The organism is Ensifer sp. CCNWLY38 (assembly GCF_037120565.1).
In the GTDB taxonomy this organism is placed as follows: Bacteria; Pseudomonadota; Alphaproteobacteria; order Rhizobiales; family Rhizobiaceae; genus Ensifer; species Ensifer adhaerens_H.
In genome coordinates this window covers 293,694-310,304 of the sequence record NZ_JBBBBO010000006.1, presented here as the reverse complement: position 1 = coordinate 310,304, position 16,611 = coordinate 293,694, and the positions used below count along the sequence as shown (strand labels likewise).

The 16,611-nt window shown below is 63.1% G+C and carries 11 protein-coding genes; 3 read left to right on the top strand and 8 right to left on the bottom strand.

Annotated features, from left to right (window positions below):
* Positions 1-10 precede the first annotated feature (10 nt).
* From V7S54_RS15550 to V7S54_RS15515, 8 genes are all read right to left on the bottom strand, one after another.
* A complete protein-coding gene (locus V7S54_RS15550; protein WP_336408477.1) occupies positions 11-247 on the bottom strand; it encodes a hypothetical protein in 237 nt (78 codons plus the stop codon).
* Positions 248-269: 22 nt separating this feature from the next.
* The gene (locus tag V7S54_RS15545) at positions 270-2,243 is read right to left on the bottom strand and encodes an amidohydrolase (protein WP_336408630.1); all 1,974 of its coding nucleotides are present in this window, start codon (positions 2,241-2,243) and stop codon (positions 270-272) included.
* A complete protein-coding gene (locus tag V7S54_RS15540) occupies positions 2,243-2,536 on the bottom strand; it encodes a XapX domain-containing protein (RefSeq protein ID WP_065373766.1) in 294 nt (97 codons plus the stop codon). Before V7S54_RS15540 ends, V7S54_RS15545 begins: the two co-directional genes overlap by 1 nt.
* A gap of 84 nt (positions 2,537-2,620) precedes the next feature.
* Positions 2,621-3,271, bottom strand: coding sequence for a hydrolase (locus V7S54_RS15535; RefSeq protein ID WP_065373767.1), 651 nt, complete (start codon positions 3,269-3,271; stop codon positions 2,621-2,623).
* A 174-nt stretch (positions 3,272-3,445) separates the two neighbouring features.
* Positions 3,446-4,354 (bottom strand): helix-turn-helix domain-containing protein, encoded by a 909-nt coding sequence (locus tag V7S54_RS15530; RefSeq protein ID WP_065373768.1) that lies wholly within the window; start codon positions 4,352-4,354, stop codon positions 3,446-3,448.
* A 190-nt stretch (positions 4,355-4,544) separates the two neighbouring features.
* Positions 4,545-5,495 (bottom strand): helix-turn-helix domain-containing protein, encoded by a 951-nt coding sequence (locus tag V7S54_RS15525; protein ID WP_065373769.1) that lies wholly within the window; start codon positions 5,493-5,495, stop codon positions 4,545-4,547.
* A gap of 135 nt (positions 5,496-5,630) precedes the next feature.
* Complete coding sequence (locus tag V7S54_RS15520) at positions 5,631-6,521, bottom strand: helix-turn-helix domain-containing protein (protein WP_065373770.1); 891 nt, start codon at positions 6,519-6,521, stop codon at positions 5,631-5,633.
* Between the two features lie 408 nt (positions 6,522-6,929).
* Positions 6,930-9,128, bottom strand: a complete 2,199-nt coding sequence (locus V7S54_RS15515) for a hypothetical protein (RefSeq protein ID WP_065373771.1) — start codon at positions 9,126-9,128, stop codon at positions 6,930-6,932.
* Between the two features lie 439 nt (positions 9,129-9,567).
* On the opposite strand from V7S54_RS15515, the gene katG reads away from it, so the two are divergent.
* The 3 genes from katG (at position 9,568) to V7S54_RS15500 (ending at position 16,527) form a co-directional block, all read left to right on the top strand.
* Positions 9,568-11,775 carry a catalase/peroxidase HPI gene (gene katG, locus V7S54_RS15510; protein WP_065373772.1) on the top strand — a complete coding sequence of 736 codons (2,208 nt, stop codon included), beginning with the start codon at positions 9,568-9,570 and terminating at the stop codon, positions 11,773-11,775.
* A 426-nt stretch (positions 11,776-12,201) separates the two neighbouring features.
* Complete coding sequence (locus tag V7S54_RS15505; RefSeq protein ID WP_065373773.1) at positions 12,202-13,314, top strand: efflux RND transporter periplasmic adaptor subunit; 1,113 nt, start codon at positions 12,202-12,204, stop codon at positions 13,312-13,314.
* 3 nt (positions 13,315-13,317) lie between these two features.
* Positions 13,318-16,527 carry an efflux RND transporter permease subunit gene (locus tag V7S54_RS15500; protein WP_336408478.1) on the top strand — a complete coding sequence of 1,070 codons (3,210 nt, stop codon included), beginning with the start codon at positions 13,318-13,320 and terminating at the stop codon, positions 16,525-16,527.
* Positions 16,528-16,611: the final 84 nt, after the last annotated feature.

The window sequence follows — 16,611 nt, the reverse complement described above, 5'->3', positions numbered from 1 at the left end:
GGTCTTCGACTTAACGGGCGGCGGGGCCGTTCCCATCGCGCTTGCTGCCATTCCGATTGGTGATCGCGGTCTGGGATATGCCTTCGTAGTAGGACCCATGCTTTGACGCCGGATGGTTCACCACGACCTTCGCCCAGGAGGGTAGTGTGTTGTCCTTTGGGGGCGCGCGGTCGTCACCGAGAGCAACCGAGGCGCTGATCAGGAGTGAGACCGCCGCCATCGCGACAGCGCCGACTATCGTTTTCATCTTGCGTCTCCTTTTGCGGTCGTCACACGGCCCAGCAGGAGCAGCCGAGTGCGCCGAAGAAGCCCTTGAGATCGGCGATCGGCAGCTTTGACGTCCAGGCGCCGGCATGGTCGTGGCCATGCACGCCGCAATTGCTGGCGCAGCCGCACGACGTGATCGCCGTGCGGCGGAGCGAGTTCTTGCCGGCACCCTCAGGCTCGCCCCAGGCGGCATAGCCGCCGAAGCTGCGAACCGGCGACCAGTCAGGCATCGCCGGCGGCACCGGGTTGTCGTCGTGGGAAGCGAAGTCGCCGGCCGCATAGACGACCTTGCCGCCGACCATCGTCAGTTCCGAGGTCAGGAACGAGATCTCGTCCTCGGCGCAGGCGAAGTAGTCCTTGCTCGGCACGATCAGGTCGGCAAACTGCCCCGTCTCGATCCGGCCCTTCTTGCCCTCCTCGTTCGAGAACCACTGCACCTTCTCGGTCCACATCCTGAGCGCCGTCTCGCGATCGAGGCAGTTGGCGCGCGGATAGAGCTGCAGGCCGCCGATGGTCTTGCCGGTCACCATCCACGACAGCGAGACCCAGGGGTTGTAGGAGGCGACGCGGGTGGCATCGGTGCCGGCGGAAACGTTGACGCCCTTGTCCAGCATGCGCCGGATCGGCGGCGTCGCTTCCGCCACCCCGTGGCCGTAGCGCTCGACGAAATATTCGCCCTGGTAGGCCATGCGATGCTGGGTGGCGATGCCGCCGCCAAGCGCTGCGATCCGGTCGATCGACCGGTCGGAAATCGTCTCGGCGTGGTCGAAGAACCAGTTCAGGCCGTCGAGCGGGATGTCCTTGTCGACCTTCTCGAACACGTCGAGCGCGCGGCTGATGGTTTCGTCATAGGTCGCGTGCAGCCGCCAGGGCCAGCGGTTCTCGGCCAGGACGCGAACGACCTCTTCGAGCTCGCCCTCCATCTCCGGCGCCATCTCCGGGCGCGGCTGGCGGAAGTCCTCGAAATCGGCGGCCGAAAACACCAGCATCTCGCCGGCGCCATTGTGGCGGAAGTAGTCGTTGCCCTGCTTGTATTTGACCGACGAAGTCCAGTTGAGGAAGTCTTGCTTCTCTTCCTTCGGCTTCTGGGTGAAGAGATTGTAGGCCAGGCGCACGGTCAGCTGATCGTCGTCCGACAGTTTCTGGATGACGGCATAATCGTCCGGATAGTTCTGGAAGCCGCCGCCGGCGTCGATGACGCTGGTGACGCCGAGCCGGTTGAGCTCGCGCAGGAAGTGGCGGGTGGAGTTGACCTGGTAGTCGAAGGGCAGCTTCGGTCCCTTGGCCAAGGTCGAATAGAGGATGCCGGCATTGGGCTTGGCCAGGAGCAGCCCGGTCGGGTTGCCGTTGGCATCGCGGGTGATCTCGCCGCCCGGCGGATTGGGCGTGTCCCTGCCATAGCCGACCGCCCGAAGCGCGGCGCCATTGAGCAGCGCCCGGTCATAGAGATGCAGCAGGAACACCGGCGTATCCGGCGCGACCGCATTGATCTCGTCGATGGTCGGCAGCCGCTTTTCGGCGAACTGGTGTTCGGTAAAACCGCCGACGACCCGCACCCATTGCGGCGCCGGCGTGATCGCCACCTGCCGCTTCAGCATCGCCATCGCGTCGGCGAGCGACCGCACGCCGTCCCAGCGCAGTTCCATGTTGAAGTTGAGGCCACCGCGCACGACGTGGGTGTGGTTGTCGTTGAGCCCCGGCAGCACGCGCTTGCCCTTGAGGTCGATCACTTTTGTGCCCGAGCCGGCCAGCGCCATGATCGTCCGGTCGTCGCCGACGGCCAGGAACTTTCCGTCCTTGATGGCAACGGCGCTTGCCGTCGGGTTGGTGCGGTCGAGCGTGGTGACAAGGCCGTTGTGCAGGATCAGGTCGGGCGTCATCGAGGGGTCTCCAGTCTGTTGGGCGTGTGTCGCGGTTGCCCTACCCAAGGCCAGGGCGGCAGCGGTTGCACCGAGAAACGAGCGTCGCGTCGGCATCATCCGGCCCTTTCATCATTGATGGCCGCATCCTTCGCCTTGCCGGCGGTGGCCTGTGCGCCGCTAGGCAGGTGGCCGAACATGTGCGGCATGCACTGCAGATTGAACCAGCTGAGATTGACCGGCTCACCCGACAGGGCGCGCTTGACCAGCGGCACCGATTGCTCGCCGATCAGGATGCCGAGCAAGCCGACCAGCGCAATGACCGGCGGCGCCGGCGAGCGGACGTTCAAGAGCGAATAGATGATACCGACAAGCAGTCCGGCTCCGAGCGAGAGAAGATACAACTTCATCGCCAACTCCTTCACGAATGACAGTGCCGCCCCGGCCGCCTCAAGCACGGCCAGAGCGATAATCCCGGGCAGGTCAGCCCCGTGTCAGTGGCCTTCGGAGGCGCCGAACATCGACTTGGCGTAGATGATGCCGAGGCCGTAGGCGCCGCCAAACTTCTTGGCGATGCCAGTGGTCATCTCGTAGGTCTCGGTGCGGGCCCAGTCGCGCTGCAGCTCGAGCATGTACTGCAGCGACGTCATCGGCCGGACACCGGCCTGCACCATGCGGTCCATCGCCCGCTCATGCGCCTCGTCGGAGACGTCGCCGCAGGCGTCGGCGATGACATAGACTTCGAAGCCCTGGTCGAGCGCCGACAGCGTCGGGCCGACGATGCAGACCGAGGTCCAGAGCCCGCACATCACCAGGCGTTTCTTGCCGAGGCGGTTGACCTCCGCGATCACGGCGGCGTCTTCCCAGGTGTTCATCGAGGTGCGGTCCAAAAGCGTCTGGCCCGGGAAGGCGTCGGTGATCTCTTGGAACATCGGACCGGAGAAGGTCTTCTCGGCAACTGTGGTGAGAATGGTCGAAACGCCAAAGCCGGCGGCCGCATGGGCGACCAGTGCGGCGTTGTTGCGCAAGAGCACCGCATCGATCGACTTGGTCGCAAACGACATCTGCGACTGGAAATCGATCATGATCAGGGTGTGGTCCTTGGGCGAGACGAGGAGTTTGCCGGGGGTCGCTGTCGCGGACATGGTCGTGGCCTCTTTCTATTGAAACTGGCTCCGATTGGAGAGGCCCAACTATGCCGCCGACGGCGTTCCCGTTCTTGTCGCCAAAGGTGGATTTTTGAAAATTTCGCTCGCCATACCGGAGACTGCTAGTCTGATCCGGGCCGCTTCGCCGCACAACTATACTTGCGGTAAGTCCTACGACTGCCGGCTGCGTCGCCAATGGCGCGGCGTGGCCCCCACCGCCTGAACGAAGGCACGGGTAAAATGGCTCTGATCCGAAAAACCGCAGGCGGTGGCGATCTCGCTCAGCGATGAGGGAGAGAACTGCAGCAGGTCCTTGGCCTTTTCGATCCTTTGCTGCAGCAGCCAGCGGTAGGGCGTGCTGCCCATGGTCTCCCGAAAGGCGCGGAGAAAAGCTGCCTGCGACAGGTTGCAGGTCGAGGCCAGCTCTTCGACGGTAAGCTCGCCGTCGAGACGGGCTTGCACGAGTTCGCGAATACTTGCCTGGCAGCGCTGCGAGAGCCTGCGTCCTCCAGCCGAACTTTCGCCGCGGCCGTTGCCGTACTGTCGCACCATATGCACGCCGATTGCGACGGAAAGCTGATCGACGAACAGCGCGCTGCGATCCGTGTAGCCGTCCACCGACGCAAACAGGGCGCCGAGCATGCCGCCGAGAACGGGATCGGGCGAGCCGGAAATGGACCTCAGCTCGCTGACTCCAGTGGCATTTGCTGCCTCCGCAATCCTCTGGAGCGCACCGTAGCCGATTTCAAGCAAGGTGAAGTCGAAGGAACCTTCCAGATCCGCTTTGTAGTCGTCGGCAAAGTTCCTGACGTAAATGGAATTCTGGCCGAACTCCTGGATGGCCGAATGATGCTCCCCGAAAACCCGGCGGCTATGACCGCCTGCGAGCGACAGGCCGATCAGATATCCCCGCCCATTGCCAGGAGTCGCGACCCTGCCCGGCGGTCCCGCTGCCGATCGCTTGCGATAAAAGACCATGTCGCGGCCTTCGATCGTCCTGTCGTCATCGAGCTGGTCCAGCGAGCATCCGAGGCTGTCGCGCGGGCGCATTCCGACCGAGGCAGCGGAGGCATTCGTCATCGTCTTCGCTCCTGTTTATCGAGACCACCCGCCAAAACCTCCCGCAGCGCTAATGAAAACGAAACGCGCGGAACCAAACCGACGCGCGGATTGCTGTGCGCCTGGGACGCGTGCATGCAGTTCATTCTCATCATCATCTGCAGGAGCGGCCTATGATGGCCCCGGCCGCCGCGTCATTCTTGCACGCTTTTCATGTGTTTTGAACAATCTGCATGAGGGCGCGCCCTCTCTCCGCGCTATTACTGAGATCTAGCGCCACCCCGACGGAGCGGTTCTTTTTCCTGAAGCGCGCCGGCGTTTCCGCCATCTGGCTGGTGAACACCCGGGTCATGTGGCTCTGGTCGGCAAATCCGCAGTGGATCGCGATTTCGGCAAGGGGGGTGTCCTGAAGCAGACACTCTTTGACCCGCGCAATCCGGTATTCGGTCAGCCATCTGGACGGCGTGCGCCCGAAGCTCTCCTTGAAGGCCTTGTTGAAATAACTGCGCGAGAGCTCGCACTGGGCGGCGAGATCGCCGATCGAAAACGCCTTGTTGAAGTGTGCGACCAGAAAATCCGTCGCCAGCCTCTCCTGCCATGGCGCGAGCGTCCCCTTCTTGTCGACAGGGAAATGCAGGCCGCCATAGGTCTGGCTAAGATGAGCCAATGCAGCAAGATTGATCTGTTCGACGAAAAGCAGATTGGCCCGGTCCGGTTCGTCGAGCGAAGGCAGCAACGCCTGGGCGAGGCCGAACATCACCGGATCCACCCGTCCTTGCACGGGAGACAACGACACGTACTCGCCGCGCCCCGCCCTTTCGGTGAAGGCCCGCATGCAGGCGAACGGGATGTGGAAGCGGACATTATCGAAAGGCGACAGATGGTGGCACTGCCATTGATCCCGAAGATCGGTGATCGCGAGCGATGCCTTGGAGTGCCCGCCCTGATAGACGAGCTCGCCACGCCGCCACAGGCGATGCGCCTCGAAATCACGCATCTGGACGATGACATTGAAGGCATCGGCAACCGGGATCAGCGGCCCAAGCTCGAGATCAAAGCGATCCGAAAACGTTCTCGTCACGGTGATATCGCCCGCGCTGATCCTTCTGACAGTGGGGCGTGGTGTGCGCTCGCTTGCGCCCAGTCCCGCTTGTAAGGCCATCGGTCAGGGTCTCCCAGTATCGAGCTCAGCCGCCTGCTTCGGCGGCGGGGCAGATGCTACAACGGTTGGCGGCCGCATTACAGAGGCAAATCTCAGAGGACATCGCAGAGCTTCACAGGTCAACGGACGCTCCCCTCACTGCCGCCAGCGCGCGCGCCACACGGCCGGCGCCACTCCCGTCACCTCGCGAAAGGCTTCGATGAACCGCGCTTCGTCGGCATAGCCGCAACTGGCGGCTGTTTTGGCCACCGACCACCCCTCCTCGATCAGATAGCGTTTGGCTCGGCCGATCCTGTACCGCATCAGCCACGCCTCCGGCGTTTGCCCGGTTACGGATGCAAAGGCTGCGACAAAAACGTCCTCAGACAGGTTTGCGGCGGACGCCGCAGCCGCAAACGAAAAGTCCTTGGCCCAATGGTCGATCATGAAGTCCTTGGCCGCCTTCTCCTGCCACACGGACAGATCGGGGCTGGCGGACGCATTGGCTCGATCCGGATAGGCGTGCAGGAGATGTGCACAGATGGCCACGGCGATATGCTGCAGCACGGGGCCCGGTTCCTTCTCGCTCTTGGCGAGAAGCGGCAGCAGCGCCAAGGCAAGATAGTGTATGACTTCGTCGATCTCTCCACGTCGGCACCTGAGACCGGCGGCGGCCGGAGCGTGAGCGAACTCGGAGACTTCGCGGAACAAAGCCCGCGGCAGGTGGAAGGCGAGTGAATCGAGATCGCTGACAAGCCGGATACTGGCGCCCTGAACGAGATCGACGAGGCAGACCGACCCCTGCCGGTAGCGGCGAATTTCACTCTCGCCTCCGTCCGGCACCACGTCGCGATGCATGACGTCCTTGAAATAGAACATCAGGAAATAGGCGTCGTCGGCGGGAAGGGACACGACCCGGCTCATTGCTCCATTCAGCCGGCATTGCAGGCGCGTGACCGAAAACCGGGCATCGCGAACGGGCCGAACCCTGAGAAACGGCGCCTTCGGCTCGCCAAAACACGCACCAATGCCATTCGGTTGTTTCATAGCCTGCCGTCCACCTTCGCCTCCTGGCGCTGGAGTTCATTCTTCGCGTGGAAACCTGCCTGGATGCCTGATCGATCCGATGACGAACACACACGGAATCATCTCGCTTTTGCCGTCATGTCAGGGAAAAATGCAGGGTGATGCCACCAATTTCTTGTATCCTTTGCTCACATTTAGCCGCAAACGGTACTGTTTTGACGGAAGCCCGTTGTGCGTGAGCCGATCGCGCAGTGCTCGCGGGGCTCCTCGTCGATTATCTTGTGAGGTAAAGGGCCGACCCCCGAGCCCCTCTACAATCGTGGCGGGCATGAAATCGGACAGGAGGCATTGAAGGTGCTGCGGGAATTCCTTCCGGGGCCGCAGGCAGAAGTGATGCGGGCCGTGTCGGCTGACGCGGCCCGCGATCGATTACTGTGAGGCGGCTTCGAGATCGACCTTGTCGAGCAGAAGCGCCGGATTTTCGGCGGCGCCCATCAGCTCGAGTGCGCCAATCCCGGCTTCATCCTTGGCCTTGACCTTCAGGGTGAAGGCGCCGGGCTTGCTGATGAACTGGGTAAACGCACTTGCCACGTCCTGCAGCTTCGGCTGTGTGGCAGCAAAATGCTGCACGCCAGCGCTCGTCATCAGCACGAGGAGACCGCGAACGCTGTCCTCGGTCATGTGGTTCTCTTCAGCGTACAGCTTGATGCCCTTGCTCATGATGCCCTTCTCTTCGATCTTGAGCTTCGCTTCACGCACCGTGAGACCGAACAGCGCCATCTGCGCTGCTGTGGTATCCCCAGAGAACAAGTCCTTGCTCGCACCGCCCATCAATCCGGAGAAGGAAATCGTGACCAAATCCTCAGCTGTCGTGGAAATGTCCCGCACGACAATATTCTGATTTGGCTCGTCCCAGGCCAGTTCGAGGTTGGACGAGAAGGTCAGTTTTCCCAAGCCCATCTTGGTGAGCTTTGCGAAGGTCTCGTCCTCAATGTCGGAAGGCACCGGCACGCTGAGGTCCCGGTAGCTGATCCGCACTTCCGTTGGGATGCCGTTGCGAGGCTTGGCCAATGCCAGTTCATAGGTGTCGAGCGTGAACCGGACGCGCTCCGGTACCGACGGCACCGACGTTTGCTCGACCGGAGCTTCAGCCAATGGGTCGCCTTGGGTTTCGGCATCTGCCTCGTCCGAGGCCGACGCCTCACTGGAGGCATCACCTTCGATCGTCTCATCCGGCGCCTGCTCGGCGCTGACCGCCGGATCCGCCTCGCTTTCGGTGACGCTCTGGTCGTCTTCGCCAGTTTCGCTGTCGGTCACGCTTGTCGGCGGGCTGCCGGGCATGTCCACATCCAATCCGGCGATACGGATCGTTCCGAATTCCGGCATCAGCGTGGTGAAGGGGAAGGTTTCAAACTCTTCCTCTTTCAGGCCCGCCAGCTTCGTGAGCGCCTCCATGGTCGGAGCCCAGGAGAAGCCCTTGATGCTGGCTTCAGCGAGCTTGACGTAGTCTGCGCCCTCTCCGGCGGAAAGACCGTGCAAGGCACCGTCGAAGCTGCGGCCATTGAGCTGCATCGCCATCTTGTCGACGGCGAGCTTGATCGTCTTGCCTTCCTCTTCGCTGCTCTTGTCCGGCACTTCCATCTTGAGACCGAGCAATTCGATGTCGCCGCTGCCAATCATGTCGACAACTGAAAGGATGCGCTTGAAGAACGCCTGCCGCTCCGCCGGCGGCAACGCTTCGGGGTCCGTCACCCCTTGCAGCTTCTCCAAGGTCTCCAGCAACGGCTCGGCCGGCATGCGCGCGCTGAAGCCCTTGCTGCGCACTTCGTCATAACCGAACTGCGCCTCGCCGTCGGAGAAGGAAAGGTTCTTTGCCGACATCGGACCGTAAAGCGGCTTCGGCTCCTTGTCGTCCGGGCCGGCCTTTTCCGTGTAGATTCGCACCATATAGGCCGCGTCGAAGTCCTCGCCCGCGACAGCCCCGATCGAGCCGTTCATCTGTTCGCGCTTCGTTGCGCCTTCTCCGTCTGGAACATCCATGGCGAAGGCGAAGCTTGCACCGCTCGCCGAATAACGAGCAACGCGGCCGCCGGCGATGTCCTCGAGCGCGAGGTCCTTGTAGACCGTCTTCTGCTCGGTGCCGGCCACATCCTGGCTGATCGTCGCCTCCGGCGCCGAGATCCGTTTTGCGGCAAAGCGCTCGATGCGTTTCAGCGTCGTCAGCTCACCCTGATCGCCTGCCTTGGAAAGCGCGCCAGCGAAGAAGTCCGGTTCTTCGAGGATCGCATGCGGCACGGAGAACTTGCCTGCGGCGATATCGAGCTCAAGGCCCTTCACATCAAGCTTGCCGCTGAGGAAGAAGATCTTTGGCCGGCCATCGATCGCGGCGACCTGCACACGGGCACCATTGGCGAAGGGCAGCGTCACGTCACGCAGATGAATGCGCCCGAGGAAATCCGCCTCGACGGAGCCCACCTTGCCGCCACGCTCCGCGATGAACTTGTCGACTGTCCTTTCGAGCATGAACTTGCCGCCGACCACGACGGCGGCTGCGATCGCGACCACCGCGACTGCCGCCCAAAGTGCTTTGCGACGGCCCTTGCCGGCCCCAGTTTCTGTCTCAGCCACGATGTCTGTCCTTTCACCACGCGAAAAATGGAAAAGCTTTTTGGGTCTTTGCGGATGTGACTAACCATTGGCGCTTTCTTACGCAAGTTTGGCGGGAGTACAGTGCACCAATATTCTTGTGTGGGCTGCAATCGGCAAAGCGCGCGCGTCATCAAAGATGCATACAGGGCTGCAAGCATGCGCTTGTTGCCCCGCCGTCCATTAGCCATAGGATCGCCTTATCGTCACCATCAGGAAATCCAACTTAAATTAATGGAACCACTTTGATAGAGTCGCCGGTGCAATGAGGGAGACGCAGCCAGTGGCGAGACCGCTTCGCGGAACGACAACCACCGACGGCACAAAGAATGCCGCAAGCCGGGCCCGGCGCATCGCTGGCCCGCACAGCCTGCCTTTCCTCTGATCCGCACAATTTACGTCATCGCAAAGGGAGATAGAAATGGACGCGAAAGCCGACAAAACGGGCAAATGTCCCGTCATGCACGGAGCTCAGACGAGCGCTCAATCCGCCGGCACCTCGAACCGTGACTGGTGGCCGAACCAGCTCAACCTGAAGATCCTGCACCAGAATTCCTCCCTTTCCGACCCGATGGGCGAAGCCTTCAACTATGCCGAGGAATTCAAGAAGCTTGATCTGCCAGCCGTGAAGAATGACCTCTTCGCGCTGATGACCGATTCGCAGGATTGGTGGCCGGCCGACTTCGGCCACTACGGCCCGCTCTTCATCCGCATGGCCTGGCACAGCGCCGGCACCTACCGCACCGGCGACGGCCGCGGCGGCGCAGGCGCCGGGCAACAGCGCTTTGCGCCGCTCAACAGCTGGCCGGACAACGCCAACCTCGACAAGGCGCGCCGCCTCCTCTGGCCCATCAAGCAGAAGTACGGCAACAGCATCTCCTGGGCCGACCTGATGATCCTCGCGGGCAACTGTGCGCTCGAGTCGATGGGCTTCAGGACCTTCGGTTTCGCCGGCGGCCGTCCGGACGTGTGGGAACCGGAAGAGGACATCTACTGGGGTACGGAAAAGACCTGGCTTGACGACAAGCGCTATTCCGGCGACCGCGACCTCGAAAATCCGCTCGCAGCGGTGCAGATGGGCCTGATCTATGTCAATCCGGAAGGCCCGAACGGCAACCCGGACCCGGTCGCTGCGGCCCGTGACATCCGCGAGACCTTCGCGCGCATGGCCATGAACGACGAGGAAACCGTCGCGCTGATCGCCGGCGGGCACACCTTCGGCAAGACCCATGGCGCTGGCGATGCCGCCAATGTCGGTCGCGAGCCGGAAGGCGCCGGCATCGAAGAACAGGGCCTCGGCTGGGCAAGCACCTACGGCAGCGGCCGTGGTGGCGACGCCATCACCAGCGGTCTCGAAGTCACCTGGACGACGACGCCGACCAAGTGGAGCAACAACTTCTTCTGGAACCTCTTCGGCTACGAATGGGAACTGACGAAGAGCCCGGCCGGTGCGCACCAGTGGACGCCGAAGCATGGCATGGGCGCCGGCACGGTGCCGGATGCGCATGACAAGTCCAAGCGTCACGCCCCGTCGATGCTGACGACCGACCTCGCGCTGCGCGTCGACCCCGCCTACGAAAAGATCGCACGGCACTTCTACGAGAACCCGGACGCCTTCGCAGACGCCTTCGCTCGCGCCTGGTATAAGCTGACGCACCGCGACATGGGCCCACGCGCCCGCTATCTCGGCCCGGAAGTGCCGGCCGAAGACCTGATCTGGCAGGATCCGATCCCCGCCGTCGATCATCCGCTCGTCGACGCCAAGGATATCGCCGACCTCAAGGCCAAGATCCTCGCTTCGGGCCTTTCGGTCTCCGAACTGGTCTCGACCGCCTGGGCGTCCGCCTCGACCTTCCGCGGGTCGGACAAGCGCGGCGGTGCCAACGGTGCCCGCATCCGCCTTGCTCCGCAGAAGGACTGGCAGGTCAACCAGCCGGCACAGCTGGCGAAGGTGCTCGAAACCCTCGAAGGCATCCAGCGCGCCTTCAACGACGCTCAGTCCGGCGGCAAGAAGGTGTCGGTCGCCGACCTGATCGTGCTTGGCGGTGCGGCCGCAATCGAGAAGGCGGCGAAAGCGGCAGGCCACGACGTTGAGGTTGCCTTCGCACCCGGTCGCGCAGATGCCAGCCAGGAGCAGACCGATGTCGACTCCTTCGAGGTGCTCGAGCCGATCGCCGATGGTTTCCGCAACTACCAGCGGACCCAATACGCGGTTTCGCCGGAAGAGCTGCTGATCGACAGGGCACAGCTGCTGACGCTGACCGCGCCGGAAATGACCGTTCTCGTCGGCGGGCTTCGTGTCCTCGGCGCGAACCACGATGCGACGAAGCACGGCGTCTTCACCGATCGCCCGGAAACGCTCAGCAATGACTTCTTCGTCAACCTGCTCGATATGGCCACCGCGTGGACGGCGACGTCGGATGCCAAGGACGTCTTCGAAGGTCGTGATCGCAAGACCGGTGACGTCAAGTGGACGGCCACGCGCATAGACCTCGTCTTCGGCTCCAACTCGCAGCTTCGGGCCATCGCGGAAGTCTATGGACAGGCCGACGCCAAGAAGAAGTTCGTGCGCGACTTCGTGGCTGCCTGGAACAAGGTGATGAACGCCGATCGCTTCGATCTCGTCTGACGATTGGGTTTGACTGGCGATAGCCAAGAGGGGCCCCGGACCAGCGCCGGGGCCTTTTTTTTACCGCGCCGGCCGCTCCTCAATTTAGCTTCTTGCTGCGTGACTTGAGGTTGCAGTCTTAGCAACGGGATTGTGACAACCCTCCACACGTTAAACGGTTCCGGCAAAATGCCGGCGAATGTGGATCGCCGATCGCGGTGCTTCACATGTTGCCGCACCATGACAACCCCCTGCCGTACAACCCTTTGCTTTTGTGACAAAGTTCCCGTTCGACCGCTGCTCCCTCGCCCCGGCGGGACCGAATCCTTATCAATCCTGGATTGCGTGACTTGACGCTGGGAACGTGTTCTGATTTCAACCTTCCAAGGCCGCCTGCCGTGGTGCGCTGAAATGATATCCAGCTGTTTCGTTCAGGGGGAACGTTGCATGCATCGTTCAAGACTTCTTGCCGCTTCATTTTCGTCAACGCTCCTGATCGCAGCCAGCCTCACCGCACAGACTGCGTTTGCCCAGCAGGCACCGGCCGTGGTGGTCGCGCCGGCCACGATCATGGACCTGCGCGAAAGCGTGGATCTGACGGGCAAGGTGACCGCCATCCAGAAGGTCGATATCCGGGCCCGCGTCGCTGGCTTCCTCGAAGCGGTGAACTTTACCGAAGGGCAGAAGGTCACCGCTGGCTCGGTGCTCTACCAGGTCGAAGACGGCGCCTATCGCGCCGCCGTCCAGGAAATCCAGGGACAGATCGAAGCGGCCGAAGCCTCCAAGGATCTCGCTGTCCTTGAGCGCGATCGCGCCGACCAGCTCCTCACCACCAAGACCGTCTCCCAGGCCAAGGTGGACGAGGCCAATGCCGCGGTCCGCAAGGCAGACGGCGATCTCGTGCGCCTCAAGGGCAGCAAGGACAATGCCGACCTCAACCTTTCCTACACCAAGATCGTGGCCCCCTTCGACGGCATCGTCGGCCTGACCGCCGCCGATGTCGGCGCGCTCGTGGGCCCGGACAGCGGGTCGCTGGTCACGCTGACCCGGCTTGATCCCATCTATGTTCAGTTTCCGGTGGCGACCGCGCTCTACCTCACCTATCGCGAGCGCGTGCTGAAGGGCGAGATCAGCGGCGGCGCCAATGTCGGGCTGGGCCTTCCGAACGGCACGGAGTACAAGCAGAAGGGCACTATCAACTTCATCGCCAGCAACGTCTCGCAAGGGACAGACACGGTGACGGTGCGCGCCGAATTCCCCAATCCGGACAGTATCCTTCTAGACGGCGCGTTGGTGCGCGTCGTGCTCGAACAGTCCGACAAGCAGGACGTGCTCGCCGTGCCGCAGCAGGCGATCCAGCGCGATCAGCAGGGGGCTTTCGTGCTGGTGGTCGACGCCAGCTCCAAGGTGGAGCTTCGCCGCGTCGACGTGGCGCGCAACACCCGCGGCCAGGCGGTCATCAGCAAGGGCCTGGAAGAAGGCGAGAATGTCATCACCGAGGGGGCGGGCAAGGTCCGGCCGGGCATCACTGTCGACGCCGCCACGGCAGCAGGTGGCTAAGCGATGATTTCAGAGATCTTTATCGATCGCCCGCGCTTCGCCACGGTCATTTCCATCGTGCTGACGCTGGCGGGCCTGCTGGCGCTCACCCGTCTGCCGATCGCGCAGTTCCCCGACATCGTGCCGCCGCAGGTCAGCGTCACCGCAAGCTATCCAGGCGCCGGCGCCGACGTGGTCGAAACCACCGTTGCCCAGCCGATCGAGAGCAAGGTCGTCGGCGTCGACGACATGCTCTACATGAAATCAACCAGCGGCGCCGACGGCTCCTACACATTGACCGTCACATTCGCCGTCGGGACCGACCCTGACATCGCCACAGTCAACGTGCAGAACCGCGTGTCGCTTGCCGAAGCGGGTCTACCGTCTGAGGTCAAGCAGAGCGGCGTCAGCGTGCGCAAGAAGTCGTCCGCGCTGATGCAGGTAATCACCATCTTTGCTGCGGACGAGAAGCAGAACTTCGATTCCCTGTTCCTGTCCAACTACGCCACGATCAACGTGCTCGACACGGTCAAGCGCGTGCCCGGCGTCGGCGATGCTCAGCTCTTCGGCGCTCAGGACTACTCCATGCGCGTCGTCCTCGACATCGACCGCATGACGAGCCTGGACCTGACGCCGACCGACGTGATCAACGCGTTGAAGGCGCAAAACGTCCAGGCCGCAATCGGCCGCATCGGCGCCCAGCCGATGACCGACGATCCACTGTTCCAGCTCAATCTCCAGACCCAAGGCCGCCTGACCGATCCCAAGCAGTTTGAGGATGTGGTGTTGCGGGCGCGGCCCGATGGTTCCTATGTGCGCATCCGCGACGTCGCACGTGTCGAGCTCGGAGCGGCCAGCTCGGATTCCAACGCCCGGATCAATGGCAAGCCTGTCGCCATGATCGGCACCTATCAGGCGCCGGGCGCCAACGCGCTTGCCGCCGCCAAAGGCGTGCAGGAGGCGATGGAACGGCTGTCGAAATCCTTCCCGCCGGGCCTCACCTATTCGGTCTCCTACGACACGGCGCAGTTCGTCGAAGCCAGCGTCGACAACGTCGAGGAAACGCTGTTCGAGGCCTTCGTCCTCGTCATCATCATCGTCTTCCTGTTCCTCGGAAACTGGCGGGCAACGCTGATCCCGCTCGTCGCCGTTCCGGTCGCGCTGATCGGCACCTTCGCGGTGCTGCTCGCCATGGGCTTTTCGCTCAACACCGTGTCGCTGCTGGCACTGGTTCTGGCGATCGGCATCGTCGTCGACGACGCCATCGTGGTCGTCGAAAACGTCGAGCGGGTGATGGAGGAAAATCCCGGCCTCTCAGCCGCGGAAGCCGCGCGTCGTGCGATGGGTGAAATCACCGGCGCCATCGTCGCCATCACCCTTGTACTTCTGTCGGTCTTCGTGCCGGTCGCCTTCATCCCCGGCTTGAGCGGCCAGCTGTTCCAGCAGTTCGCCGTCGCCGTTTCGGTGTCGATGGTGATCTCCGCGATCAACGCGCTGACGCTGAGCCCGGCGCTCTGCGCCGTGCTCCTGAAGCCGCACCACGGACCGAAGCGCGGCATTCTCGGCTATATCTCGCGCACGATCGACAAGGGACGTGATGGCTATGCCTTTGTCGCCGGCCATATCGCCCGGCGCGCGATCATCGGTCTCGCGCTGCTGGCCGTCGCCTTCGTCGCAACCGGCTTCCTCTTCAAGGTCGTTCCGACCGGCTTCCTGCCGGCCGAAGACCAGGGCGCCTTCTTTACCGAAATCCGGCTGCCGGAAGGCGCGTCCTACAACCGCACCGATGCGGTGGTGAAGCAGGTGGAGACGATGCTCGGCGGCATCGAGGGCGTTGCCAATGTGATCACCGTCACCGGCTATTCCTTCCTCGACGGCCTTTCCAAGTCGAACTCGGCCTTTGCAATCGTCACCATGAAGCCCTTCGCGGAGCGCCTGAGTGATGCGGCCGGCGTCGAAGCGGCGATCCGCACGACCATGGCCAAGGGGCAGGCGATCCGTGGTGCGCAAATCTTCGCCTTCAACCTGCCACCGATCATGGGCCTCGGCACCGGATCGGGCTTCGAATATCAGCTGCTCGACCTGCAGGGCCGTTCCGTCGCCGATCTTTCGGCAACGGCAGGCGGCCTGACCATCGCCGCGAACCAGAACCCGGCGCTTGGCCCCACGTTTACCACCTATTCGGCCAGCTCGCCGCAGCTCTATCTCGACATCGACCGCGACCGTCTGCAATCGCTCGGCGTTTCGGTCAGCGATCTGTTCACCACGCTGCAGGGCACGCTCGGCAGCTACTATGTCAACGACTTCAACCTCTTCGGGCGCACCTGGAAGGTGACGATGCAGGCTTCTCAGGCGGACCGAAACGCCGTCGACGACATTCAGCGTCTGCACGTGCGCAACGTAAACGGCGACATGGTGCCGGTCGCTTCGGTCGCCAAGGTCGACTATATCGTCGGCCCGCAGTCGATCGTGCGCTACAACAACTATCGCTCGATCACGCTGAACGGCCAGCCGTCCGCGGGACATTCGTCCGGCGAGGCGCTTGCCGCGATGGAGGCGCTCTCCGCTTCGACACTGCCGCCCGGATACAGCTACGAATGGACCGGAACGGCGCTGCAGGAACTGGAAGCGGCCGGCAAAACCACTGCCATCCTGGCGATGGCCGTGCTCTTCGCCTACCTCTTCCTCGTGGCACTCTATGAAAGCTGGACGATCCCGGTACCGGTGCTGCTGTCGGTCGCCTTCGGCGTATCAGGCGCGCTGCTGTCGGTGCTCGTCGCCGGGCTTTCCTTCGACATCTACGCCCAGATCGGCCTCGTCGTTTTGATCGCGCTCGCCTCAAAGAACGCGATCCTGATCGTCGAGTTCGCCAAGGCCCACCGTGAAGCCGGCGCTTCGATCGTCGATGCGGCGATCGAAGGGGCGCGCGCCCGCTTCCGCGCCGTGATGATGACGAGCTTCGCCTTCATCGTCGGCCTGGTGCCGCTGGTGGTCGCCAAGGGCGCCGGCGAACTCAGCCGTCGCGCGGTCGGCACCGGCGTTGCCGGCGGCATGCTTGCCGCAGCACTCGTCGGCATCTTCGTCATCCCGGCGCTCTACGTCGCCTTCCAGTGGCTGCGCGAGCGCGGCCACAAGCTCGCCGGCATTTCCATGCACCCGGTCGGAGCGCACGGCGCGTCGGCAGAAAGCGGCGCGACGGATGGCAAGCCCCAGACACCGGCCGGTCACGGATAGGCTTGACCTCCCGACGGCAACGTTGAGACGGGGCCAGTTCGGCCCCGTTTCCATGTGATCCTTTCCGCCAGTCGGGTCCGTGTC